Annotated in this window: 24 protein-coding genes; 11 read left to right on the top strand and 13 right to left on the bottom strand. The window is 46.9% G+C overall.

All coding sequences use genetic code 11. The features are described 5' to 3' along the window. Positions 1-3: 3 nt before the first annotated feature. The 3 genes from ACO0KW_RS12120 to gpmA all read right to left on the bottom strand — a co-directional run bounded on the left by ACO0KW_RS12120 (position 4) and on the right by gpmA (position 3752). Complete coding sequence (locus ACO0KW_RS12120) at positions 4-1500, bottom strand: S41 family peptidase (RefSeq protein ID WP_423053327.1); 1497 nt, start codon at positions 1498-1500, stop codon at positions 4-6. Positions 1501-1600: 100 nt separating this feature from the next. After that, positions 1601-3001, bottom strand: coding sequence for a murein hydrolase activator EnvC family protein (locus ACO0KW_RS12115; RefSeq protein WP_423053326.1), 1401 nt, complete (start codon positions 2999-3001; stop codon positions 1601-1603). 4 nt (positions 3002-3005) lie between these two features. After that, entirely contained in the window at positions 3006-3752 is a 747-nt protein-coding gene (gpmA, locus tag ACO0KW_RS12110; RefSeq protein ID WP_423053325.1) for a 2,3-diphosphoglycerate-dependent phosphoglycerate mutase, read from the bottom strand. Positions 3753-3931: 179 nt separating this feature from the next. Here gpmA and ACO0KW_RS12105 point away from each other — a divergent pair, with 179 nt between their 5' ends. The 5 genes from ACO0KW_RS12105 (at position 3932) to ACO0KW_RS12085 (ending at position 7019) form a co-directional block, all read left to right on the top strand. Next, the gene (locus ACO0KW_RS12105) at positions 3932-4333 is read left to right on the top strand and encodes a rhodanese-like domain-containing protein (protein WP_423053324.1); all 402 of its coding nucleotides are present in this window, start codon (positions 3932-3934) and stop codon (positions 4331-4333) included. Between the two features lie 29 nt (positions 4334-4362). Further along, positions 4363-4626, top strand: coding sequence for a glutaredoxin 3 (grxC, locus tag ACO0KW_RS12100; protein ID WP_186943178.1), 264 nt, complete (start codon positions 4363-4365; stop codon positions 4624-4626). 272 nt (positions 4627-4898) lie between these two features. Then, entirely contained in the window at positions 4899-5390 is a 492-nt protein-coding gene (gene secB, locus ACO0KW_RS12095) for a protein-export chaperone SecB (protein WP_423053323.1), read from the top strand. Positions 5391-5471: 81 nt separating this feature from the next. After that, positions 5472-5924: an SH3 domain-containing protein gene (locus ACO0KW_RS12090; protein ID WP_423053322.1), complete on the top strand. Its 453-nt coding sequence runs from the start codon at positions 5472-5474 to the stop codon at positions 5922-5924. Positions 5925-6023: 99 nt separating this feature from the next. Further along, positions 6024-7019: an NAD(P)H-dependent glycerol-3-phosphate dehydrogenase gene (locus tag ACO0KW_RS12085; protein ID WP_423053321.1), complete on the top strand. Its 996-nt coding sequence runs from the start codon at positions 6024-6026 to the stop codon at positions 7017-7019. 252 nt (positions 7020-7271) lie between these two features. Here ACO0KW_RS12085 and ACO0KW_RS12080 read toward each other — a convergent pair whose 3' ends face one another. The 9 genes from ACO0KW_RS12080 to ACO0KW_RS12040 all read right to left on the bottom strand — a co-directional run bounded on the left by ACO0KW_RS12080 (position 7272) and on the right by ACO0KW_RS12040 (position 16303). Next, positions 7272-7466 (bottom strand): hypothetical protein, encoded by a 195-nt coding sequence (locus tag ACO0KW_RS12080; RefSeq protein WP_423053320.1) that lies wholly within the window; start codon positions 7464-7466, stop codon positions 7272-7274. A 29-nt stretch (positions 7467-7495) separates the two neighbouring features. Further along, entirely contained in the window at positions 7496-8836 is a 1341-nt protein-coding gene (gene hslU, locus ACO0KW_RS12075) for an ATP-dependent protease ATPase subunit HslU (RefSeq protein ID WP_423053471.1), read from the bottom strand. 29 nt (positions 8837-8865) lie between these two features. Continuing rightward, positions 8866-9402, bottom strand: coding sequence for an ATP-dependent protease subunit HslV (hslV, locus tag ACO0KW_RS12070; protein ID WP_423053319.1), 537 nt, complete (start codon positions 9400-9402; stop codon positions 8866-8868). A gap of 128 nt (positions 9403-9530) precedes the next feature. Continuing rightward, positions 9531-10934 (bottom strand): hypothetical protein, encoded by a 1404-nt coding sequence (locus ACO0KW_RS12065; RefSeq protein WP_423053318.1) that lies wholly within the window; start codon positions 10932-10934, stop codon positions 9531-9533. A 363-nt stretch (positions 10935-11297) separates the two neighbouring features. Further along, positions 11298-13313 (bottom strand): TonB-dependent receptor, encoded by a 2016-nt coding sequence (locus ACO0KW_RS12060; RefSeq protein WP_423053317.1) that lies wholly within the window; start codon positions 13311-13313, stop codon positions 11298-11300. 91 nt (positions 13314-13404) lie between these two features. Further along, a complete protein-coding gene (locus ACO0KW_RS12055) occupies positions 13405-13725 on the bottom strand; it encodes a hypothetical protein (protein WP_423053316.1) in 321 nt (106 codons plus the stop codon). 327 nt (positions 13726-14052) lie between these two features. Continuing rightward, a complete protein-coding gene (gene dksA, locus ACO0KW_RS12050; RefSeq protein WP_186923014.1) occupies positions 14053-14508 on the bottom strand; it encodes an RNA polymerase-binding protein DksA in 456 nt (151 codons plus the stop codon). A gap of 177 nt (positions 14509-14685) precedes the next feature. Then, a complete protein-coding gene (locus ACO0KW_RS12045) occupies positions 14686-15741 on the bottom strand; it encodes a CobW family GTP-binding protein (protein ID WP_423053315.1) in 1056 nt (351 codons plus the stop codon). 40 nt (positions 15742-15781) lie between these two features. Next, positions 15782-16303 (bottom strand): Fur family transcriptional regulator, encoded by a 522-nt coding sequence (locus tag ACO0KW_RS12040; protein WP_423053314.1) that lies wholly within the window; start codon positions 16301-16303, stop codon positions 15782-15784. Positions 16304-16789: 486 nt separating this feature from the next. Between ACO0KW_RS12040 and ACO0KW_RS12035 the strand changes: the two genes are divergently transcribed. From ACO0KW_RS12035 to ACO0KW_RS12015, 5 genes are all read left to right on the top strand, one after another. After that, positions 16790-17209 carry a mechanosensitive ion channel domain-containing protein gene (locus tag ACO0KW_RS12035; RefSeq protein WP_423053313.1) on the top strand — a complete coding sequence of 140 codons (420 nt, stop codon included), beginning with the start codon at positions 16790-16792 and terminating at the stop codon, positions 17207-17209. Beyond that, entirely contained in the window at positions 17200-17520 is a 321-nt protein-coding gene (locus ACO0KW_RS12030) for a hypothetical protein (protein WP_423053312.1), read from the top strand. The genes ACO0KW_RS12035 and ACO0KW_RS12030 overlap by 10 nt, the downstream gene beginning before the upstream one ends. A 156-nt stretch (positions 17521-17676) precedes the next feature. After that, positions 17677-18225, top strand: coding sequence for a thymidine kinase (locus ACO0KW_RS12025; protein ID WP_423053311.1), 549 nt, complete (start codon positions 17677-17679; stop codon positions 18223-18225). Positions 18226-18602: 377 nt separating this feature from the next. Further along, positions 18603-19466 (top strand): alpha/beta fold hydrolase, encoded by an 864-nt coding sequence (locus tag ACO0KW_RS12020; protein WP_423053310.1) that lies wholly within the window; start codon positions 18603-18605, stop codon positions 19464-19466. Positions 19467-19707: 241 nt separating this feature from the next. Beyond that, complete coding sequence (locus ACO0KW_RS12015; RefSeq protein ID WP_423053309.1) at positions 19708-19863, top strand: hypothetical protein; 156 nt, start codon at positions 19708-19710, stop codon at positions 19861-19863. Between the two features lie 101 nt (positions 19864-19964). Here the strand turns inward: ACO0KW_RS12015 and ACO0KW_RS12010 are convergent, their stop codons facing one another. Further along, positions 19965-20867, bottom strand: a complete 903-nt coding sequence (locus ACO0KW_RS12010) for a YihY/virulence factor BrkB family protein (RefSeq protein WP_423053308.1) — start codon at positions 20865-20867, stop codon at positions 19965-19967. Between the two features lie 327 nt (positions 20868-21194). Between ACO0KW_RS12010 and ACO0KW_RS12005 the strand changes: the two genes are divergently transcribed. Then, positions 21195-23393: an OsmC domain/YcaO domain-containing protein gene (locus ACO0KW_RS12005; RefSeq protein WP_423053307.1), complete on the top strand. Its 2199-nt coding sequence runs from the start codon at positions 21195-21197 to the stop codon at positions 23391-23393. The last annotated feature ends 11 nt before the right edge of the window (positions 23394-23404 follow it).

Below are 23404 nucleotides of genomic sequence, written 5' to 3'. Positions count from 1 at the left end.
CACTCATTTCTTACTCGGATTGCCCTTCTTTTTTGTCACCGGCGACGTCGCGTTCAGTGGCTCTACACCTGCAGTTTTTAAAGGTGTCACTTTCACTGGCAAGCCCTTTAAATGGTTGAGAGCCTGCTTTAGTTGGAAGTCGTCTTTGCTACCAAATTCTAACGGCTTACTCTTCTTCGCCAATTCAATCAAACGCTTTTCTTCTTCCAATTCATCGACCATCGCGGATTCAGGTTCAGTGACTTTATTGGTATCTTTGTCGGCGTCTTTATCAGCATCTTTATCATTACTCAGATGCTTCACCAAATCCGCCTCGCGAGAACGCAGGGCATTGAATCCATCACCATTTGCCGTTTCTTCTACCCGCAAATCTGGCTGTATACCCTTGGCCTGAATCGCACGACCCAGTGGGGTGTAATAGCGCGCCGTCGTTAATTTAATTGCCGTATCATCGGTAATCTGATGCACGGTCTGTACCGACCCTTTACCATAACTTTGCGTACCGATAATGGTCGCACGACGATAATCTTGCAATGCACCGGCAACGATTTCAGAAGCCGACGCTGATCCTGTATTAATCAAAACCACCATAGGAATATTTTTGATCGCGGCTGGCAACTTCGCGAGTGGATCACCGACACCACGCTCTGCATAAAATTCTTTTTTTGCAAAATAGGTTCGCTTAGAATCTTCCACCTGACCATTGGTCGAAACCACCGCCACATCCTTTGGCAGAAACGCTGCCGAGACTCCAATCGCGCCGGGTAATACTCCGCCCGGGTCATTGCGCAAATCGAGGACCAAACCTTTCAAACCCGGATCTTGTGCATACAAGGTGGTGATTTTCTTCACCATGTCATCCAAGGTCGGTTCTTGAAATTGTGAGATTCTGATCCACGCGTAGCCAGGTTCGATGAGTTTTCCTTTGACGCTGTATTGCTTGATCAATTCGCGCGTCAAAGTCACAACGATGGGTTTATCTTCAGTCTTACGGGCGATCGTCAAAGTAATTTTGGTATTCGGTTCACCGCGCATTTTTTTAACGGCATCATCAATACTTAAACCCTTGATCGGCACGCCATCAATACGGGTAATCAAATCGCTTGGCTGGATGCCGGCACGTGAAGCAGGCGAGTCTTCAATCGGTGAGACCACTTTGACATAGCCATCTTCCATCCCAACTTCTATGCCCAAGCCAATAAACTTGCCTTCCGTACCTTCACGTAATTCTTTAAAGGATTTTTTATCCAAATAGGCAGAGTGCGGATCAAGCGAATTCACCATGCCGTTAATGGCTTCGTTCAAGAGTTTTTCATCTTCTACTGGCTCGACATATTCCGACTTAATCATGCCAAACACTTCGGAAAACTCACTGAGTTTTTCCAAAGGTAAAGGCATCGCATTCATTTTTTGCGCCAGAGCAGAATATTGCAGCGATGCGGCAACGCCGGCGACCACTCCAAAACTGATTAAGCCAAAACTCTTTAATTTACTACCCATAATTCCAAACCGGCGATCGCCGTACCCAAATTAACTGCACCAATATGAAACACGCATGCAAACCAACTGCCATGTACTTCACGCTAACACGATAAACGCCTTATTTACGCACCCAACTCATAGGGTCAAACACCTGCCCTTTATAGCGCATCTCAAAGTATAGACCCGTTTCTTCATTACCGCCGCTGTTGCCCGCATTCGCGATCGTATCACCCGCTTTCACGATATCACCCGCATGTTTTAAAACTGCTTGCGCGTTGCTATAAAGGCTTAAGTATTGACCACCATGATCCAGAATGATCATATTTCCAAAGCCGCGCAGCCATTCAGCAAACACAACCTTACCAGCAGCGATCGCTTTGACTTCAGCGCCTTCGTTCGCTTTGATGAACAATCCTTTCCAGCTCGGACCATCACCCCGCTTAGTCCCAAAGCGAGCGATTAACTCGCCTTTAACAGGTAAGCGCAACTGGCCCTTCAAACGATTAAATTCTTGGCCATCGAACATGCCCGCTACTGGCGTTTGTTCTATGCTCATACCCTTAGATTCTTTGGTCTCTTCAACGTCTTTCACTGGCTTGCCAGTACTCTTCCCTTGTGTCGCAACCTGGTTCTTTTCGCGCAAGGCTTTTTCTTGCGCTAATTTTTCTTTACGTTGTTTGTCTAATAGAGCCAAACGCGCCTGTTCTGCCTTCGCTTGTTCTTCCATTAATTTATTCAAACGCGTGACCAAATTGCTCAGACGTTGTTCATCTTTTTGTAAGTTTTCAGCTTCTTTTTTCTGCGTGTGCAACTTAGTCGCGAGCTGCGATAGCAAAGCAGTATGACGTTTTTTTTCTTTTTCTAAGCCTTGTTTATGAGCACGTTCTTCTTGTGCAATTTCATCTAACTCATCTTTGGTTTCTTGTGCCGCCTGCTTATTTTTTTCTATCTCATCAAGACTCGTACGCAACGCCTTAATCATTTTGGCTTGTGTCTGCGACACATAGCTCATGTAATGCATTTCACGATTGATGCGATTAGGATTATCGCCAGACAGCAGCAATTTAATCCGGTCACTATCACCATGCATATATTGACGACGCAAAAAGTCGGATAATTGTTTTTTCTGTCGTTCCACCTGCGCCGTCAAACGGACTTGTTCGGCGCTCAATTGATTTAATTTTTCATTGGCTTGCTGCTGTTCAATTTGCAAATCGCGAATCGAACGATTCGCCTCTGAAATTGCCTGCTCTGAGTCTTCTAGCGCATCGCTGGCTTTTTCTTTGGCGGATTCGGTTTTACTAATATCTTTTTTCAGTGCTTTAAGTTTTTGTTGCAACTCAACGCGACTGGCTTCCGCTTGTCTTTTTTCCTTGACGCGATTGGTTTGCGCATAAGCCAAATGATTAACCATGCTAAATGCGCAAAGCAAACAAACCGCTTTTATCTGATGCGATAAAGTCGGTTTGCCTACTGGCTTCACTTGCGACAAAAGAGAATTCAAAGGAGCAAATAACATTGCTTTACTTCGACTTCCCTTGACTTGCCACCGCCGCCAATGCTGCGGCAATGGCAGCCTGATCGCCAAGGTAGTAGCTCTTGATCGGTTTCAGATCAGCATCTAATTCATACACCAATGGCTGGCCGTTTGGAATATTCAAATTCACGATATCATCATCGCTAATGCCATCAAGCATTTTGATCAACGCGCGCAAACTATTTCCGTGGGCAGAAACAATAATCCGTTTACCCGCGCGAATTGCGGGTGCGATAGAGTCATCCCAAGCTGGTACCACGCGCGCTACCGTGTCTTTCAAACATTCTGTTAAGGGAATCTGTTCGCGCTTCAATCCAGCGTAACGTGGATCTTTGAACGAAGTGCGCTCATCATCTTCAGCCAAAGGATTTGGCGGCGTGTCATAGCTGCGACGCCATACTAAAACTTGTTCGTCACCGTACTTAGCGGCGGTTTCAGCCTTATTCAAACCTTGCAAAGCGCCGTAGTGACGCTCATTCAAACGCCAATCATGCTGTACTGGCAACCACATCAAATCCATCTCATCCAGCGTGCCCCACAGGGTGCGGATCGCGCGCTTCAATACCGAGGTATACGCCAAATCAAAAGTAAAACCTGCTTCTTTCAGTAATTGTCCCGCTTGACGCGCTTCGGCGACGCCTTTTTCAGTCAGATCTACATCGGTCCAGCCGGTAAAACGATTATCGAGATTCCAAGTGGATTCGCCATGACGCATCAATACAATTTTATACATGATATTTGCTTATTTACTATGGTTGGAGAGGAACAGAAAGGGATTTACTGCGATTCTAAATTTACCTTTGATCTGGGTTAAATTCAGATTTAAGACAATTTGAAACTAATTTCCCCATCTATTTTATAATGAGGCGCTTGTCTTTAACCACTTATAACCATTCTTAACACGGGAAAACTGTGAATTTCATTAGCGACAATCTGTTTCTGCTGTCCATCGCCATCATTTCTGGCGGTGCTTTATTACTCCCTAGCCTGCAAAGACGCGGCGCACGAGTCTCACAATTGCAGGCGACACAGTATATGAATCAAGGCAAAACTTTGGTGCTAGATGTGCGCAGCGCTGAAGAATTCGCCAGCGGCCATCTGCCAAACTCTAAGAACATTCCCTTGAAAGAGCTGGAATCGAGAATGAAAGAAATCGAAAAATCCAAGAGCCATGTCGTGATTACCGTCTGCGCCAGCGGAGTACGTTCCAGCAGCGCGGTAGCGGTATTAAATAAAGCTGGATTTGAGCAAACATTTAGTTTAGATGGCGGTGTTGCGGCTTGGCAGTCGCAAGGCTTGCCTACAGTCAAGTAAAATTTTGTACGATTTAGCAAGGAGTTGTCATGGTTGCCCATGTAGTAATGTATAGCACAGCAGTTTGTCCATATTGCGTAATGGCCGAGCGCCTGCTGAAATCCAAAGGCGTGGCAGATATCGAAAAAGTCAGGGTCGACCTTGATCCGGCGGTTCGTGAAGCGATGATGCAAAAAACCGGACGCCGTACGGTTCCTCAAATTTACATTGGAGAAACACATGTGGGCGGTTTTGATGATTTATCGGCATTAGATCGTGCAGGCAAACTAGATTCTCTATTAAATCCAACATAAAACGCAGTGCACAAGCGGCTTTGATTGCGGTTTTTTGACTCTGCTTGCTACAATAGAAGGCTAATTCTGTTTCGTCGCCTTGGTTTGCTTAGTTTGTCAGCATCATTTATTTGCATCGATCATTTGCATCGATCATTTGCTTAGATCTTTTGCACGAATTATTCGCAGTACTGATGGAACAAAGCAGAATAGGACTTGAATATCGGCTATTCGTCCTTATGTAAGCAGCTAGTTGTTCCTGATTAATTTATAGAATTTTAAGAAAGTCTCACATGTCCGACCAAAATTTGCAGCCAATTTTCCAAATTCAACGCGTCTATCTGAAAGATTTATCGCTCGAACAACCAAATTCTCCAGCGATTTTCTTGGAACAAGAAGCTCCGACGATCGAAGTGACTTTAGACGTCGCTGCTGAGCCATTGGCTGAAGGCATCGTTGAATCCACAGTGACTGTGACAGTGACTGCAAAAGTGAAAGACAAAGTTGCTTTCTTGGTAGAAGCTAAACAAGCTGGTATTTTCGAAGCACGCAATATTCCACAAGAACAAATGGATCCATTGTTAGGCATCGGTTGCCCAAATATCATCTATCCATACCTGCGTTCCAACGTAGCAGATGCGATTTCCCGCGCTGGTTTCCCTCCGATTCATTTGACAGAAATCAACTTCGAAGCGTTCTACCAGCAACGTATGGCTAACATGGCTGAACAAGCTAAATTAGCAGCAGAAGCTGGCACTGCAGACGCAGCAGCAACTACACACTAATAGCATTTCCGACCCATTATCCTGCACAGGGATAATGGGTTTTTCTTTTTGAACTTCCTCCCAGGGTTACAGGATTTGGTAATGCGTCTTATCTCCAAGCTTTCTACACTTGTTCTATTGGGATTAAGCTCAGTCTCAGGTCTTTCTCACGCTTTAGATTTTCGCTCGGTGGGTGCTGCGCCCGTCGTCATGTATGACGCTCCCTCTGTACGCGGAATCAAGTTATACGTGGCTCCTGCAGGCATGCCTGTCGAAATTATTTTGACCTCTGGCACCTGGTGCAGGGTACGCGATATGAACGGCGATTTGAGTTGGATAGAAGCCAAAGACCTCATTAGCAGACGTACTTTGATTGTTAAAGTCGCTTCCGCCAGAATTCGTGCCGCGGCAGACGAGTCAGCGACGATGATCTTCAGTGCCGATAAACACGTCTTACTAGAAATGGCCGAACCAGCAATTGGCTCTTGGGTCAAAGTCAAACATCGCGACGGTCAAACCGGCTTTGTCCGCACCAGTGAGGTATGGGGTTTATAGCGGTAAGGCGCCAGACCTTCACCATCACTGCTCTCATTTGCTACTGATTTGCTACTGATTTGCGCAACACTTATTTGCTAGATACTTTACAGGTTCATCATGAAAATTACTGTTCTCGGTGCTGGTGCCTGGGGCACGGCTTTAGCCATCTCGCTCGCCAGTAAAAATCAGGTCGTACTTTGGGGGCGCAATCAAGCTGCGATGACGAATGCCCAAAGTGTGCGTGAAAACCAGCACTACCTGCCCGGTTTCTCCTTGCCAGACAACTTGCTCGCAACTGCCGATTTCGACTTGGCGATGCGCCATGCGCTCGACGATGGTTTATTAATCATTGCTAGCTCTGTTTCTGGTTTACGCCCGCTTCTGCAACAATCTAAGGTCTATCCATTACGCCAGGTCGTATGGCTATGCAAGGGTTTTGAAGAGTCCACGCGTTTACTTCCGCATCAAGTGGTAAAACAAGAACTCGGTGAGCAAGTACTCGCTGGCGCCTTATCTGGTCCTTCGTTTGCACAAGAGGTCGCTCAAGGCCTACCCTGCGCACTCACTATTGCCTCCCAATCCCCTGCACTCTGTCAATTGGTGGTAGACGCGGCGCATAGCGCCAGTTTACGGATTTACTCTAGCGATGATGTGATTGGCGTAGAAGTTGGCGGAGCAGTCAAAAACATTCTGGCAATTGCCACCGGAGTCGCGGATGGCTTAGGTTTAGGCCTGAATGCGCGCGCCGCCCTAATGACGCGCGGCTTGGCAGAAATCAGCCGACTTTGTACCGCACTGGGTGGAAAACTCGAAACCTTAATGGGACTAACCGGCGTTGGTGACCTGATTTTGACCTGTACTGGCAATTTGTCGCGTAACCGCAAGGTAGGTCTGGCACTGGCCGAAGGTAAATCTTTGGATACGATTATCCAAGAACTCGGACACGTAGCGGAAGGTGTGCGCTGTGCTCAAGCGGTACGTGCTCTGGCACAAGAACTGAAGGTGGAAATGCCAATTACTGATGCGGTTGCGGGGGTTTTATTTGACAATGTAGCGACATCAGAAATGATAGAGCGCTTACTGTCGCGGAATGCCAAAATTGAATCAATATAAGGGGTAGTCGTTCCGTATCACCCGAGAGATGACCATTTCGGGTACATTTTTCTCACGCAGAAAAGCGATTGCTTTCAGACCACCAAAAGACTCTGCATAGGTCATCCCGAGATCAACCAACATCCGTGTAAGAAGATCGCGGCGGCGCAGCGGTTTTCGAAACTTATTCAAACATTTACGTTTTCTACAGCCTGGCATATCAGACTCCGGTCCTTAGGATAGCATTGCGATTGGGCAATAGCTGAACGAAGTTTAATCCCCTTCTCCGTCAATTGCCAATTTTTTTAATGCTTGTTTTTGCGCTTGTCGCAAAGCTGCACTGTTTTTCTGATGGCTACCAGCACCACCACGCTTAGCCAATGCAGCGACAGGGTTACGCGGTTTCACTTGCGCAGGGTCAAGACGAAACACCAGTTTTTGACGTGTGCCTAAAGTCTTATTTGCCACCCTGCGCTCCCGCTCTCAATCATTCAGCATTACAAAACGTAACGCGACAAGTCTTCATTCACCGACAAAGCTTGCAAGCGTTGCTCTACATAAGCTGCGTCAATCACGATCGTTTTACCACTGTTTTGATGTGCGTCAAACGAGATTTCTTCAAGCAGTTTTTCCATTACTGTGTACAGTCGACGGGCACCAATGTTTTCTGTGGTTTCATTCACAGAATAGGCGATACCTGCGAGGCGCTGTACGCCCTCTGGCAGAAACTCTATCTTGACGCCTTCGGTTGCCAGCAACGCTTCGTATTGACGCGTTAAGCAGGCATCCGTGCTAGTTAAGATGCATTCAAAGTCAGCGATTGACAAAGATTCTAATTCCACCCGAATCGGAAATCGGCCTTGCAACTCGGGAATCAAATCCGAAGGCTTAGCGAAGTGAAAGGCACCCGACGCGATAAACAAAATATGATCCGTTTTAATCATACCAAACTTGGTATTTACGGTTGTACCCTCCACCAATGGCAATAAATCACGCTGAACACCTGCACGTGATACTTCTGCACCACCCGCTTCCGAACGAGAGGCGATCTTATCAATTTCGTCCAAGAAAACGATGCCGTTTTGCTCGACATTTTTGATCGCATCTTGCTTGAGCTCATCCTCGTTGATCAATTTGGCCGCTTCTTCCTCGATCATCAGTTTCAAAGCGTCTTTGATTTTCAATCGGCGCGATTTCTTACGACCACTACCGACCCCAGAAAACATCGCTTTGATCTGGTCGGTCATTTCTTCCATGCCTGGCGGCGCCATGATTTCCATCTGTGGCGCGGCTTCAGCCACGTCGATCTCAATTTCTTTATCGTCCAGACCGCCTTCGCGCAAGCGTTTTCGGAAAGTCTGACGCGTCGTGTTATCGGCTGTCGAACTATCTGCGTTCGCATCATGGCCTATACCAAAATCACGGGCTGGCGGCAATAAGACATCCAAAATTCTATCTTCGGCCGCGTCTTCGGCGCGAGCGCGCACTTTGCGCATTGCTGATTCACGCGTTTGCTTAATACCGATATCAACCAAATCACGAATGATAGTGTCGACGTCACGCCCGACATACCCAACTTCAGTAAATTTGGTCGCTTCTATCTTAATAAACGGCGCATCCGCCAATTTAGCAAGACGACGAGCGATTTCAGTTTTGCCAACACCAGTTGGTCCTATCATCAAAATATTTTTCGGCGTAATTTCATAGCGCAATGGCTCTGCCACTTGCTGACGGCGCCAACGATTACGCAATGCAATTGCCACTGCACGCTTGGCCATATGTTGGCCGACAACATGTTTATCTAATTCGGAAACGATTTCCTGCGGTGTCATATTCATCATCTTGATCTCAATATCGTAGGCGCGGATTATTCTAAAGTTTCAATCGTGTGTGAAAGATTGGTGTAAATACAAAGTTCGCCTGCGATCGTTAGCGATTTTTTTACAATATCTACTGGCGACAAATCAGTATTTTGATAAAGCGCGATGGCCGCCGATTGTGCAAAAGTACCGCCAGAGCCAATCGCACCAATGCCGTCGTTTGGTTCTAACACGTCGCCGTTTCCGGTAATCACCAAGGTAGTTTCTTTATCGGCGACCAATAACATCGCTTCTAAACGACGCAACATACGGTCAGTACGCCAGTCTTTAGCGAGTTCGACCGAGGCGCGCATTAGGTGGCCTTGATGTTTTTCCAACTTGGATTCAAATCGCTCTATCAGGGTAAAGGCATCAGCCGTCCCGCCAGCAAATCCCGCCAACACTTTATTGTGATAGAGCTTACGCACTTTACGTGCGGTACCCTTCATGACGATATTGCCCAAAGTGACTTGACCATCACCACCCAATGCCACCACATTGCCTCTGCGTACAGTCAGAATCGTGGTGCCGTGAAATTGTTCCATAATGTCCTCATTGAATTTCCGCCTATACAAAAGCATAGGCGATAGCGGCGATCAGCGTAAGGCAGACGCGCTCAGAAAAAGAAAGTGGGGTGTTTTTCGCCAATTGCAAGACTGGCGCAGAGATGAGATTAAGATTGCTTACGCGGGAAGATTGCGGCAACATTTTTTAAGCCCATGGCATTAAATAAATGCATCACCAAATAATTAACTTCATGGAATTGTATTGACTTCGCTTTAGTCCCTGAAATTGGCACCAATCCGTTCAATAACTGTGCGGAGGCACCAAACTCTACCCGCTCTAATTGTGAACAATCAAGTATCACCAAATCGTGGTTTTTAGCGTGGGCTGCAATTTGTTTAACCAAGGCATCGGTGCTACCTTCTATCGTTCTTGGCATTATGAAACGATCGGTATTTTCTTCAGCCGCGATAGGTTCTGCAACTGCTGTTGTGACTTTGCTGGTCGGTGCTTCAAAGGCCGGTGGTGATACTTCAAAAGTCACGCAATAATCGATACTGGCTTCTTCAAAAACTTCTTTTAATTGCAGTAACTGCAAAACTTCGAGCAATAATAACCACGGTGCTTCGGTTTCATCACGTCGTCCAACTTCGAGTATCGAGCGTATTTGTTCTGTCAGGTTTTGCGCTGCGACCAAGACTAAATCATGCTTGGTTTTTTTCAAGTTACGCATAGCGCGCAGTAGCAAACCACAACCCACTGGGTCAACCGTTTTCACACGACCAAAATCCAGTTTCAAGACTTTACTGCTATCACTGAGATTATTCAGTCTTTGCAGCAATTTAATGATGTCGCCGTCGAGCTTGGAGGGGAAGATCAAGCCAGGAATCGCGCTCTCGTCTTTGCTCTCCGGCGCATCAATATTCGTTTCTGAATTATGCCAGACTGGTGGAGATGTTTCGTATTTACCAGCGTAATCTAAGGAAAGACTTTCAAATGCGTATTGATTTTTTTCGATCTGATAAAGATCAAATAGCATAAACCAAGCGAGGGTTGCGGCGCTTCCTAAATTATCCAAATCAATCGCACTTCGCAGCATGTGCTCGGCGACTTTGACCTGACTGGTTGCAAAAAGAATTGCAGCTTCTTCCAACAAGGGCACCGATTCAGTCTGCGCCATCGTTGCCGGATTGATCTCGGTATGGCCAAGCAATAATTCGGTAGTAGGTAAATTTAATGCCACCGTACTTTGAAAATCAGTGGCGATGAAATCACTATGAAATTGATTAGGCCCAGTACGAGTCAATGGGCCATCGGTGTTCATTTTTGAGGACAAGGACTTTGGTCGCCCCATATCACGCGACATCTCAAATTCTATCGCGTCAATTTTTCTTTCGGTGGCGCGCGCAATATGCTTTTTCTCGGTCAAAGAATGCGTCAAAGCCTCGTCATCTTGGATCTGTCCAATGACGGTGTTTTGCTTCTTGACTCGAGTTTTCTTGGAAACCGGTTTTTCCGAGCTACTAGGCTCTTCACGATCTGGTTTCTTTCCGAAAAGCTTAAAAATCCCCACGGCAACCTAACTTAGATTTGAATTTGTCAAACAATAATCTACTGCTCAAATATATTTGGAATAAAGATTTTACTACGTGTTAGAAGTATAGACGGAAATCTGATAAATTTGCTCATAAACAATGCTAAAGATACCGACTCATAATTAAAAATTTTAGCATTAGTACTTGACGGCAACTAGTCGCCATCAAGTATTTTTGTGGTTCTTCGCGGATTATTATCTTAATTGCGACTAAATTAGTTCTATTTAACCAACTAAGTATCGATCTAATGCCTCGAAATCAGTTTAGCAAAGATCAAGCAGGGCAAATTTATTTCACATTATTTTGCGTTTGATTCATATCAAAAATTTCTCTTGATACCATCAGAAATTCGCTCTGACACCACAAATCAAACCGCGCATAGGTTGTGGCACAGTTTCCTTCAATACCGAGGTCGCCAAGCGAATATCTTGATTTAGCAGGTTTTTCACTTGGGCAAACCAAGTTAATTGCGCGTTCATATACGGATGAGTGTAGGTGATATTCACGTCTACTTTAGTAAACGACGGTGTCACAAACGTTTCCGAACTCGCCAGTCGATCTTGTTTTTGTGCGTGCAATACGCTTACCGTATTACGCCAAGCGCCGCTGCGATACCCGAGATCAAGACCAATACGGTTGGCGGCTTGCAACGGTAAATTACCACGCTGCTGTAGAGTGCCATGCGAAGTATCTGCAAAAGCACGGATAGAAATGCCTTCACCGATTTGATTGTAGGCAATTTCCGCTTCACCACCACGGATGGTCGCGGCCGCTTGCTTCCAGTATCGTTGGGTGAATTCACCAGTACCATCGTGCTCGCCCTCTTCATTCACTCGCAAGCCATCGATTTCACCGAACACGTAATTGTCGACCTGATTAATAAAGCCATTCACCTTCCAACGAATCAGTCCGGTCGTTTTTTGCATGCTTAGTTCGAGATTGCGTGATTTCTCGCTTTGTAAATGCTGATTACCGATATCAAACGTCAGGGTTGATTCGTGCGGCCCCTTCGAATACAACTCTTCCGTGGTTGGCGCTCTTTCGGCGGTCGATAAACTCGTAACGATAGAATAGCCATCGATCACTGGAATTAATCCACCAACCGAAAATGAACGCAGATTAAAACGTCGTTCGGGCAAGTTGAAAGAGGCTTCTGGTTGCCGTTGTACATTTTCTATGCGTGCACCCGCGCTCAATGCCACAGCACCAAACGACTTTTGTTCTACTAAAAACAGGGCGTTCGATACACTACGTGTGCTTGGCACAGTATCCGCACGTCCAGTCGCGGCAGCTAAAGCGGAGAAGTTCGAGTTCTCAGTTTGTACGCCGAGATTACCTTCCCATCCATGCCAATTGCTATGTGATAAGCCGGTGCGAGTTTCCAAAGTGCGATTTTTGAAATTGGTCGCTGGCGTGCCATCACGCAATTTTTCGGTGTGCTGATAATCCGTCGAGCCTAGTTTAAAAGTCATAGCATCAAAAGCTAGGAAAGGCCGCTGAACCGCCGCATCGAGATCAAAACGAGTTTGATCCAAATCGATGAAAGACATCTCAGCTGTGGGAATACCATAACGATCAGCCATGCTTTGCACCGAAGCGCCAATATGCCCCCAGGATTGAATCAGACTGGCACCAAAACCCAAACTGTGTTCATGCGTGAAACTATTCGGCAAGCGTCCCTTAATGTCGCCGTCGCCATGCACATTTGCATTGCCGGGAATTTTGTAGTCACTGGTATTACGGCTATTACCATCTAAATGTAGCGCAATATCATTGACTGAAGTGTCGAGAAAAAATGACCCGCCTTTTTCTGCGTTCACGCCTGCGTATTTGACTTCAAATTCACCATTGAGTTGCTTACTTAAACTGAGCGGAATGCGACCGTCGACAACATTCACCAAACCACCAATCGCGCCACTGCCGTACAACAAGGCAGCGGGACCGCGCAAAATTTCAATTTGTTGGGAACTCGCCGTTTCACTTGCTACTGCATGATCATTCGACAAACCAGAAACGTCGGCTACCGTCATACCGTTTTGCAAAATTTTGACGCGCGGCCCCTCTAATCCGCGAATGATGGGGCGCGACGCACCTGCACCAAAACCAGAAGCGCTAACGCCAAGTTCACTGCCCAAAGTTTCACCTAAGGAGCTACCAATTTTGGAGCGCAATTCGGATCCCGACAGAATTTTTGTCGGACTAAGAATTTGCATGCTTTCTTCTTTTCCCAAAGGATTCGCTGAAACCGTCACGGTCGTTGTCGAGGACTGGGTGGGTGCCACAGATTGAGCAGACGCAACACTTGGGGCAAATGCGGCGCAAATAGCCGCGGCTAATATAGTAGGCTGTAAAGACATAATAATTCCTGAAAAACACATAGCAAAGAGCATCGCATCGGCGACGTGGATTGATACAGTGGCAGCGACATGAGTCTGGCTGCGGCGTTTTTCAGAATGGCGGGGCGCGGCTTAAAAAATAGACGCTAAGGGAGGCATACCAAGGAAGGATACTGACTTGAATCGATGGCAGATCGATGAATACGGCGGGAACTACTAAAGCAAAACTGTGTTGCAGACCATCGGCAATACAGGCCGCATCAAACAAAATACAAGAATGTATGCTCGATTCATTGGCGTTGCTGAGTTTTTGTATGCCGAGGTAATTTTCACCATCGGATGCCAAGGTCATGACTTCACCAGAAATCGTGGTGATGTGCGACATTCTGTGTGCAAATCCCAGCCATTGCGCCGACAATAGGACGATCAGCATAGTCCACAAAAGGACTATGGCTTTTAGACGTCTATGTTTGATCGACAAATTTGACATGCTGGCTGGATAACTGATTAGAAACCTTATTGCCTACTTATTGGGAAACCGACATAGGAACTCACTTAGAAACTCACTTGGAAACTTATCCGCATAACTTATTTGAAAGCTTAAGCAAGGATTCAAGTGACGAATCTATGTTGAGTTCTATAGAAATCAAGATGACAGATGACTCTGACCACGCAAATGCAACAAAGTTGCAGTCTATCGCCATAAAAAATGCGCAGACTTCTCTGCGCATTTTTCTACCACGATGACCGACGAACTTGCTTAGTCTCCGTACAGCTTTTGCTTTAGTTCACGACGTTGCTGTGCTTCTAAAGACAAGGTTGCTGTTGGACGAGCCATCAAACGCGGTACGCCAATAGGCTCACCAGTTTCTTCGCACCAACCGTATTCGCCCGCATCAATCGCGGCAATAGATTGCTGCACTTTGCGCAACAATTTACGTTCACGATCACGCGTACGCAGTTCTAAAGAATGTTCTTCTTCGATCGTCGCGCGATCTGCTGGATCGGGAACCAAGACGGTTTCACGCAAATGCTCAGTCGTTTCGTCGGCATTCTTCAACAAATCTTTTTCAAGTTGTTGCAGACGGGCTTTGAAAAACGCCAATTGCGCGTCATTCATATAGTCCTTCTCACCCATCTTCACAATTTCTTCTTCGGTGAGGAGAGCTGCAGGTGCACTAGCTGGTGCAGTTGATTTAGATGATTTAGTTGCCACTTCGCTTACTTTCGATACAACAGGTTAATATACGCAAGTGCAGTTGAACACTCTTCTTATTGGAATGCCATGTCCACACTTCCCCTCAAGGACAAGTATATAGCGTGCTTGTTCCGCATACAAATCTATTCAATTGTCACAAGAATATTATGTGATTCAATTCAATAGGGCGCTAGTTTATACCAAACATTGCTCCAAACCCTGAATAAAAATCTCTTTCGGTAAATTTTTACCAATAAAGACCATTTTGCTCTCTTTGATTTCATTTTCAGCCCATTTTCCCCCTATGTCGGTGCCCATAATCTGGTGCACTCCCTGAAAAATGACTTTGCGGTCAGCGTGTTCCATATACAACACTCCCTTATAACGGAGCATGCGTGGGCCATACACCTGTACCAAGCCGCCTAGAAAATAATCGAGTTTTTCGGTATTGAATGGCCTTGTCGTCTTATACACAAATGCAGCAATATCATCGCTGTGATGCGCATGATGATGATTTACATGCGCGTGCTGTTCGTGATTGCAATGCTCATCACATTCACCATGTTCGTGCTCGTGTTCGTGGGCATGCTTTTCCGCAGCCAGAAAATCTGGATCAAGTTCTAATTTGGCATTGAGATTGAAGCCTTTCAGGTCTAAGACTTCTGCTATCGCTACTTTGCCAAAATCGACTGCGGCGATTGACGCACGCGGATTAATTTTGATCAGACGTTTTTTTAAGAGCGCGATATCTTCCGGGCTGACCAGATCGGCTTTTGACAATAAAATCTTGTCGGCAAACCCGACCTGACGTTGCGCCTCTTCGTGTTCATCGAGTTGCGCCATCGCATGTTTGGCATCGACTACCGTCACCACCGCATCGAGCATGTAATGCAAACCGACTTCTTCATCCACAAAAAAAGTCTGCGCCACCGGGCCAGGATTCGCTAAACCGGTCGTTTCAATAATCACGCGGTCAAAGTGAAATTCGCCGGCCAGTTTCTTTTGCATGAGCGTGTTTAAGGCAATGATCAAATCGCCACGCACAGTACAGCAAATACAGCCATTATTCATTTCGATAATCTGTTCATTGCTGTCCTGAACCAAGATCTCGTTATCAATATTTTCCTGACCGAATTCGTTTTCAATCACTGCGATTTTGTAGCCGTGTTGTTCTTGCAAAATACGGTTTAATAACGTGGTTTTTCCGGCGCCAAGAAAACCGGTCAAAATCGTGGTGGGAATTAATGCCATGATATAAATTTCTTAAAATAGATTAGCTAAACGGATAGACTTAAACGCGATTACAACGCTCACACCACCCCTTGATCGTCACCTCAATATCGTGACTCTGAAAACCTTTCAGAGCAGTTGAGGCCAACGTTGCCTGCAATTGATCACGCAAAGTGTGCGCCGCATCCGGCTGTTCCAGGCAAAACACTTTGGCACAGCGGGTACATTGGAAGTGTCCATGTTGATGTTGCTGTGGCAACAGAGAATTGCCGCTGTCTCCCGAAGATTGAATCTCACTCCCGGTACTGAACCGAAACACGCGGTCATCACCGGTAATTTTATGCGCCAGGCTAGCATCTGCTAAACAATCTAAGGCGCGATATAAGGTCACTCTATCCATTGTTGGCAATGCGTCTTGGATTTCATTGTGCGACAAGGCGCGTTGCTTGTTTAACAAAACACTCAGCACATCGACACGAGCATGTGTCACCCTCACCCCGGCCTGTCGCAATTTAAGCTCAGCTAACTCCTGACTGGACCGATCCGCGGCAACTTGTGCTGGGACTTTTGGCGAGATTTTCATAGGGTAGACAAACGAGTGAAAGCAGTATTATGCCCTGAATGCAATTGAGTTGCAAAAAGCAAAGGTACATGAAGTCTTTATTCTCGGAGACAGACTCTCTCTATGGTCGAGATTGGGAATCCACCAGTCACGCCTGCCACCCCTATCCAGAGAAATTCGGCACATCTATTGCACGCGCAGACTAATTCTCCTTAGCTTGGGCGACTATCTCCGTCCCAGCTATTTTTCCTTACTGTTAACAAAACTGTTTATGTCGACAATCCCATTCTCGCGGTCCATCTCTATCAAGAAGTATTTGAAACTGTTTTGTGTCATCGCATTCAGTGATTTCTTGTTGGGTCTCGTTTCTGCTTGTCTGGCGCGCGAGCTACCAACGCTCGAAACCGTCCCAGTCGCGGCAAAGCCTCCTCTGAAAGAAGCATACTTAACGGTTTTTTTGATCGCATCGAAAATGACAGCCTCAACGTCGGTTGGTTAGGAGTTGATGTGGTTGCACCCACCCGCCGGAATGCCAAAGTCGCGGTCTGGCTATTTGCATTGACGATGGCCTATCCGTATCTACCCGGGTCAGGTACCGAAGCCTTTAAGGGCGTGTGGGTCTTGGTCGGCGTAATGATTTCGCTCAGCGCATCTAACTTAATCGCGCAGGCCGCCAGTGGACTGATCCTCACCTACTCGCGCATTTATCGCAAAGGGGAATTCATCCATGTCAGCGGGCACGAAGGCACCATCACTGACCTCGGTATGTTCACCACCCGCCTACGAAACGGCATGGGCTTGGAAATTACCTTGCCGAATGCTTTCGTGCTGGGCAACGTGACAAAAAATTACTCGCGCGCGGTGGAAGGTCCGGGTTTTGTGATCGATACCAAAGTCACAATCGGCGATGACACACCATGGCGGTAGGTCGAAGCGATGCTGACCGAAGCAGCACGCCGCACGCCGAGTGTACTCAGCACGCCCGCACCCAAGGTATTTCGAACGGCGCTCTCGGATTTTTATCCGAGTATCTGTTGATTTGCCAAGCCGTACCCGAAGATCCTATGCCGCGTGCAGAACTCATGAGCCAGCTCCATGCCCATATTCAAGACGTTTTTAACGAATATAATGTGCAAATTATGTCGCCTCATTATTTGTGCGATCCTGAGCGGGAGAAAATTGTCCCTAAAGATGGGTGGTTCCGTGCTCCGGCAAATGCGCCAAGTGACGAAGGCTAAATTAGCGCAGGCGCTTCATCTACAGACCAGATTCGAAACAACAACTTAACAGACCAGCAGATTTTTTTGCGAGACCGGCTTGCCGCGAACAAACCAGCAATGGTATAACGCCCACCCAGCTCTCGGGCAAGATCTTATATCGACAGGAATACAGAATTGGCCAAATTATATTTTCGATACTCGGCGATGAATGCCGGTAAATCCACCGCACTACTGCAAGTCGCCCATAACTACGAAGAGCAAGGGCAAAGTGTCTGCCTATACACAGCCGCCATCGACAATCGTTATGGCACGGGGAAAATCACCTCGCGCCTTGGTCCACAACGCGAAGCGGCAACCTTTAGTGCTGGCTTTGATTTTTTCGCTGACGCGCCCCCCGTCAACTGCATTTTGGTCGATGAAGCCCAGTTTTTATCGCCTGAGCAAGTCAAGCAATTGCACCGACTCGCGCACGTCAGAGGTATTCCCGTGATTTGCTACGGCTTACGCAGCGACTTCTTGGGCGAACCTTTCCGCGGCTCTGGCTATTTGATGACACTAGCTGACACCATAGAAGAGCTCAAGAACATCTGCACCTGTGGCAAGAAGGCCACCATGAATATCCGTGTCGATGCCCAAGGCAAACGCATGACCGCAGGTGAACAAATCGACATCGGTGGCAATGAACGTTATCAGCATGTTTGTGGCCGGTGTTTTTATCAGTAATCCTGTACGCAAACATAGGTATGCCGCCACAAACACGCATGGAAGATAGTTTGATTGAGCCTGTCTTCCATCAATAATTGCGGTCATGTTCCTACAGCAACTCACCCAGTAAAAAAGAGTTAAGCTTGAAAATGGTGTAGAGCGCTGAAAAGCTTGAAGATTCTTTCGATCGTATGAGCCGAGCGTCGAGCGCATGAACGCCATCAGCCTCACACTGCTCCTTAGCTTCAATCCACCGAACCTTCTCATCCTACCGTTTAAACTAAAATATTAACGTTTTATCGTATACCGAAGACGTCAATCAATAATGAAAGCTAAGGTGACGTTTCATTCACTCTTATTCAGCAGCAACATCATGTTTGCGCTGGTCACCATATATGAAACTAACGTCCTTCAAATTTACTAAAAAGCGCACATTCCAACTACTTTTGGTTAGTATGCTTGGCGTTGCCATCTCGATGACTGCATGTCAGTCAATTCCACCACTTGCAGGTGCGGTCACAGAAACTTTTCAGGGCCGTCAACTTGAAACATTTACGCTAGTACGACCCGCATCCAAAGCGGTGATTGTCTTTGAAAACGGTGCGCGGGAGACGATCAATAAATGGGACAAAGTTCTCAATGAAGTCAGCCAGGACAGCTCTGTATTTGCCTACAATCGCCCCGGCTATGGCAAAAGCGATAAAACCAATGCCCCCCGTGATGGCCAAACTATCGTGGCCGAATTACATCAAATGCTGCAACAACGTCATCTCAAACCGCCCTACATTTTAGTTGGTCATTCGATGGGTGGTTTATACGTGCAATTGTTCGCCAAAACCTATCCAGATGAAGTACAAGGAATTGTTTTGGTAGACGCTTTATATCCGAAAATTATCAAAAAACCTGAAGACTTTCCGTGGTTGACGCGCGCGGGGAAAAGCCTTTTTCTGAACAGCACATTGCAGAGTGAAATCGATCAAATTTATGCTACGGGTGAACAAGTACTCGCACTACCCAGCATCGACAACAAACCCATGATACGGCTGATCAACGTCCCCAAATCGGCGGGCGCGATCGCGGTTGATTTTGGGGTAGTCAACGATGATCCGCAAACCATTAGTTTTGTTCGAAAAATATATCCGAACGCGAAACTCGTCATCGCCGATTCCGACCATGCGATACAGACTGCGAATCCAGAACTCGTAGTGGCAGCAATTCGAGAAATGCAAAAAATTGCTCCGCTATATACTGGTGACTAGTAGTCCCACCGAAGATGGTAAGAACATTCTATCTTCGGTAACCATAAATCTGGTTCATCACAGATATCACATCGTGTAAGCGGACAAATTTAGTGACGTCTTTTTTATGTTCTCAATGTTGCTTAACGCACCGTGTTCGGGCATTGATGGGTGCATGGTGTTGCAAGTTGGCGCGAAGCAGTTGCGCCAACGAATGAAAAACCATTACGCCAATTAACCGATCGCCTTACAGGAGAACGCCATGAAACAAGAAACCACAAACAAAAATCCAAAGCAGATGAGCAGTCAGTCGTCAAAAACCGAGGAAGTCAATACGCAAAAGCAGAAGGCTGAAGTAAAAGAAGTCGCTGGCCGACACAAAAATGACGGTCAAAAAGATCATAAGGGCGCACGCTAAATTGGCGATCGCTTCTTCCAATTGATCCGATATAACTGATGAAAACAGACGTTCATGCTTTCATCAGTGCTTCAGCTCAGTTGTTCAATTTAGACCACGCCTTACTTAACCTCATTCGACAAAGTCGATGCTGCGTGCGCGTCTTTTAAACTACCAAAATGGAGCGCATAGTGCCGGGTAAATTCAGCACCCAAGAAAAATATCTGCGCCGAATAATAGACCCACAACAGCAGCGCCACAATCGAGCCTGCTGCGCCAAAACTATTGGCGATACTGCCGTTGCCGATATACAGGCCTATCGAAATTTTGCCTAAAGTAAATAGAGCAGCGGTCCCCAAAGAACCGATAAATACATCGTGCCAAGATAATCGCATCCGGGGCAACATTTTGTATATCACGGCAAACAGCGTAGCGATGACACTAAAGCCGATTCCGCCAGCGAGAATAGAGAGCAGCGGCGCCGCGTCTTTCCAGATCCCGCCCCAATAGCGTTCCAGTACAGCAAGCGCCGCGCTAAGCACGAGCGAAACCATCATCAGGAACGCCAAGACCAAAATCAAGCCAAACGATAGCAGGCGGGTACGCAGCAAATCCCACAGTGAAAATTCACGCAACGCTGGCAGTTCCCAAATTTCATCAAGGCTCGCTTTTAATTCTGCAAACACACTGGTCGCACCAAATAGCAGTAAGACTGTCGCAAGTATGGTCGCGCGCAGGCCTTGCACATGATCACTGGCACCCGCCAGTATCAGTTGTACAGCCTCAGCGCCCTGTGTGCCAACCAATTGCCGGAGTTGCGCCACGATTTCGTGTTGCGCCTCCTGCTCGCCGAAAAATGTTCCCGCCACCGCGATCACCAACACCAGTATCGGTGCCATCGAAAACAAAGTGTAGAACGCCAACGCGGCTCCTTTGCTGGCATCACGATGATTAAACCAATCATTCACAGCATAATTCGCCACATAACGCATTTTTTGTAGGACGCCGGGCAGTTTTATTGTCATTTTTATGTCCAAGCTGATGTTACGTGCTGAGCATTTTTTTAGGATGTCGCGACAACGCAGAGGGATTTCTACAGAAGTCCGAAGTGTTAAGAAGATCGCGCAGTAGTCCACATTGCCGCAATTTGCGAAGTCTATGCATAGCAGCATTAGTAGTCTGTACGGCAACACACCTATACCGTCGTGTGATATCCAGCATAGCGATAGCTACGTCCAGCAGGATAGTCGCAGGTATCCAGAGACGAAATTGAGCGGTCAAGGGAGTAATCTAGGATAATGGCGGGTAATTCACTTTCAACGCTATTTTGGCCGCCTTTTTGGAACACTCTCATGGAAATTAAAGTCAACTTTCTCGATAAGCTTCGCCTTGAAGCCAAATTCGATGATTTCACGGTCATCGCTGATCAGCCTATCCGCTATAAGGGCGATGGTTCTGCACCGGGACCTTTTGATTATTTTTTGGCTTCATCCGCTTTGTGCGCCGCCTACTTTGTGAAGCTGTACTGCAATACACGGAATATTCCGACCGAGAATATTCGTCTCTCACAAAATAATATCGTTGATCCTGAGAATCGCTACGCGCAAATTTTTAAAATTCAAGTCGAATTGCCTGCCGATATTTCTGCTAAAGACCGCGAAGGTATTTTGCGTTCGATTGAGCGCTGCACTGTAAAAAAAGTGGTGCAAGAAGGTCCGCAATTTGTGATTGAAGAAGTCGAAAGTCTCGATGCCGATGCGCAAGCATTGCTGACGTTAAATCCGAACGCGGATGCTGCCACTTATATTCTCGGGAAAGATCTGCCTTTAGAACAAACCATCGCGAATATGTCGAGTTTGTTAGCAGGACTTGGCATCAAAATTGAGATCGCCTCATGGCGCAATATCATCCCGAATGTGTGGTCGCTGCATATTCGCGATGCGCATTCTCCTATGTGCTTCACCAATGGCAAAGGCGCGACCAAAGAAAGCGCACTGGCCTCAGCCTTGGGAGAATACATCGAACGCCTCAGCAACAATCACTTTTATGCAGGTTCGTTCTGGGGCGAAGATATCGCCCATGCAGAATTCGTGCACTACCCGAACGAAAAGTGGTTCAAACCTGGCAAAAAAGATGCGTTGCCAAAAGAAATTTTGGATGAATACTGCCTAGAGATTTACAACGCCGATAAAGAATTACGCGGCGCGCATTTGATCGATACTAACTCAGGCAATGTACAACGCGGTATCTGTTCGCTGCCGTTCGTGCGCCAATCGGATGGCGAGACTGTGTACTTCCCATCCAACCTGGTGGAAAACCTGTTCGCAAGCAATGGCATGAGTGCTGGCAATACGCTGGTCGAGGCGCAAGTGCAATGTTTGTCAGAGATTTTTGAGCGCGCTGTCAAACGCGAAATTCTCGAAGGCGAGATCGCCTTGCCAGATGTACCGCAAGACGTGTTGGCGAAATATCCTGGCATCTTGGCAGGCATACGAGGCTTAGAAGAACAAGGCTTTCCGGTGTTAGTGAAAGATGCTTCACTCGGCGGACAATATCCAGTAATGTGCGTGACCTTGATGAACCCACGCACTGGTGGCGTGTTTGCCTCTTTCGGCGCGCATCCAAGTTTGGAAGTGGCACTAGAACGCAGCTTGACCGAATTGCTACAAGGCCGCAGTTTTGAAGGCCTCAACGATTTACCGCGACCGACTTTTGTCAGCAATGCCGTCACCGAGCCAAATAACTTCGTTGAACACTTTATCGATTCTAGCGGCGTCGTGTCATGGCGTTTTTTCAGCGCTAAATCTGATTACGCATTTGTCGAATGGGATTTCTCAGGTCATGGCGAAAATTCAAATGCGGACGAAGCCACAACGCTTTTCGGCATCCTCGCTGAGATGGGTAAAGAAGTGTATCAAGCAGTGTACGACCAACTCGGCGCGACCGCTTGCCGCATCTTAGTACCCGGCTATTCGGAAGTGTATCCAGTCGAAGATCTGGTCTGGGACAACACCAACAAAGCTCTATTATTCCGCCAAGATATATTGAATTTGCACCAACTCGACGACGACGCCTTAGAAGCGCTGATTGATCGCCTAGAGAACAACGAGCTAGACGATTACAGCGACATCGCGACCTTGATCGGCATCGAATTTGACGAGAACACCGTGTGGGGACAACTCACTGTGCTCGAGCTAAAACTCTTAGTTTATCTCGCCTTAGAACAACTGGAAGACGCGCAAGATCTGACGCAAGCCTTCTTGCAATACAACGACAACACGGTCGAGCGCGGCTTGTTTTACCAAGCCCTCAACGTGGTACTCGAAGTCACCCTGGATGAAGACTTGGGATTAGAAAACTACGAGACCAACTTCCGCCGCATGTTTGGCAATGAGCGTATGGATGCGGCAGTAGGGTCCGTCGATGGCAGCGTGCGTTTCTATGGTTTGACACCAACCAGCATGAAACTCGAAGGCTTAGATCGACATCAGCGTTTGATTGATAGTTATAAAAAATTGCATGTGGTACGCGGGAAGGCACTCGTTAAATAGCCCGAAAAAGT

The sequence above is a fragment of the Undibacterium sp. Ji22W genome (assembly GCF_049340305.1).
Lineage (GTDB): Bacteria > Pseudomonadota > Gammaproteobacteria > Burkholderiales > Burkholderiaceae_D > Undibacterium.
The sequence above is the reverse complement of the archived record's forward strand: the minus strand, read 5'-3'. Positions and strand labels throughout refer to the sequence as shown.

What these genes read in the sequence shown, in the direction of transcription:
- ACO0KW_RS12120 (WP_423053327.1), bottom strand. Translation starts at nt 1,500, where the DNA reads ATGGGTAGTAAATTAAAGAGTTTTGGCTTAATCAGTTTTGGAGTGGTC.
- ACO0KW_RS12115 (WP_423053326.1), bottom strand. Translation starts at nt 3,001, where the DNA reads ATGTTATTTGCTCCTTTGAATTCTCTTTTGTCGCAAGTGAAGCCAGTA.
- gpmA (WP_423053325.1), bottom strand. Translation starts at nt 3,752, where the DNA reads ATGTATAAAATTGTATTGATGCGTCATGGCGAATCCACTTGGAATCTC.
- grxC (WP_186943178.1), top strand. Translation starts at nt 4,363, where the DNA reads ATGGTTGCCCATGTAGTAATGTATAGCACAGCAGTTTGTCCATATTGC.
- secB (WP_423053323.1), top strand. Translation starts at nt 4,899, where the DNA reads ATGTCCGACCAAAATTTGCAGCCAATTTTCCAAATTCAACGCGTCTAT.
- ACO0KW_RS12090 (WP_423053322.1), top strand. Translation starts at nt 5,472, where the DNA reads ATGCGTCTTATCTCCAAGCTTTCTACACTTGTTCTATTGGGATTAAGC.
- ACO0KW_RS12085 (WP_423053321.1), top strand. Translation starts at nt 6,024, where the DNA reads ATGAAAATTACTGTTCTCGGTGCTGGTGCCTGGGGCACGGCTTTAGCC.
- hslU (WP_423053471.1), bottom strand. Translation starts at nt 8,836, where the DNA reads ATGAATATGACACCGCAGGAAATCGTTTCCGAATTAGATAAACATGTT.
- hslV (WP_423053319.1), bottom strand. Translation starts at nt 9,402, where the DNA reads ATGGAACAATTTCACGGCACCACGATTCTGACTGTACGCAGAGGCAAT.
- ACO0KW_RS12060 (WP_423053317.1), bottom strand. Translation starts at nt 13,313, where the DNA reads ATGTCTTTACAGCCTACTATATTAGCCGCGGCTATTTGCGCCGCATTT.
- ACO0KW_RS12055 (WP_423053316.1), bottom strand. Translation starts at nt 13,725, where the DNA reads ATGCTGATCGTCCTATTGTCGGCGCAATGGCTGGGATTTGCACACAGA.
- ACO0KW_RS12045 (WP_423053315.1), bottom strand. Translation starts at nt 15,741, where the DNA reads ATGGCATTAATTCCCACCACGATTTTGACCGGTTTTCTTGGCGCCGGA.
- ACO0KW_RS12040 (WP_423053314.1), bottom strand. Translation starts at nt 16,303, where the DNA reads ATGAAAATCTCGCCAAAAGTCCCAGCACAAGTTGCCGCGGATCGGTCC.
- ACO0KW_RS12030 (WP_423053312.1), top strand. Translation starts at nt 17,200, where the DNA reads ATGGCGGTAGGTCGAAGCGATGCTGACCGAAGCAGCACGCCGCACGCC.
- ACO0KW_RS12020 (WP_423053310.1), top strand. Translation starts at nt 18,603, where the DNA reads ATGAAACTAACGTCCTTCAAATTTACTAAAAAGCGCACATTCCAACTA.
- ACO0KW_RS12015 (WP_423053309.1), top strand. Translation starts at nt 19,708, where the DNA reads ATGAAACAAGAAACCACAAACAAAAATCCAAAGCAGATGAGCAGTCAG.
- ACO0KW_RS12010 (WP_423053308.1), bottom strand. Translation starts at nt 20,867, where the DNA reads ATGACAATAAAACTGCCCGGCGTCCTACAAAAAATGCGTTATGTGGCG.
- ACO0KW_RS12005 (WP_423053307.1), top strand. Translation starts at nt 21,195, where the DNA reads ATGGAAATTAAAGTCAACTTTCTCGATAAGCTTCGCCTTGAAGCCAAA.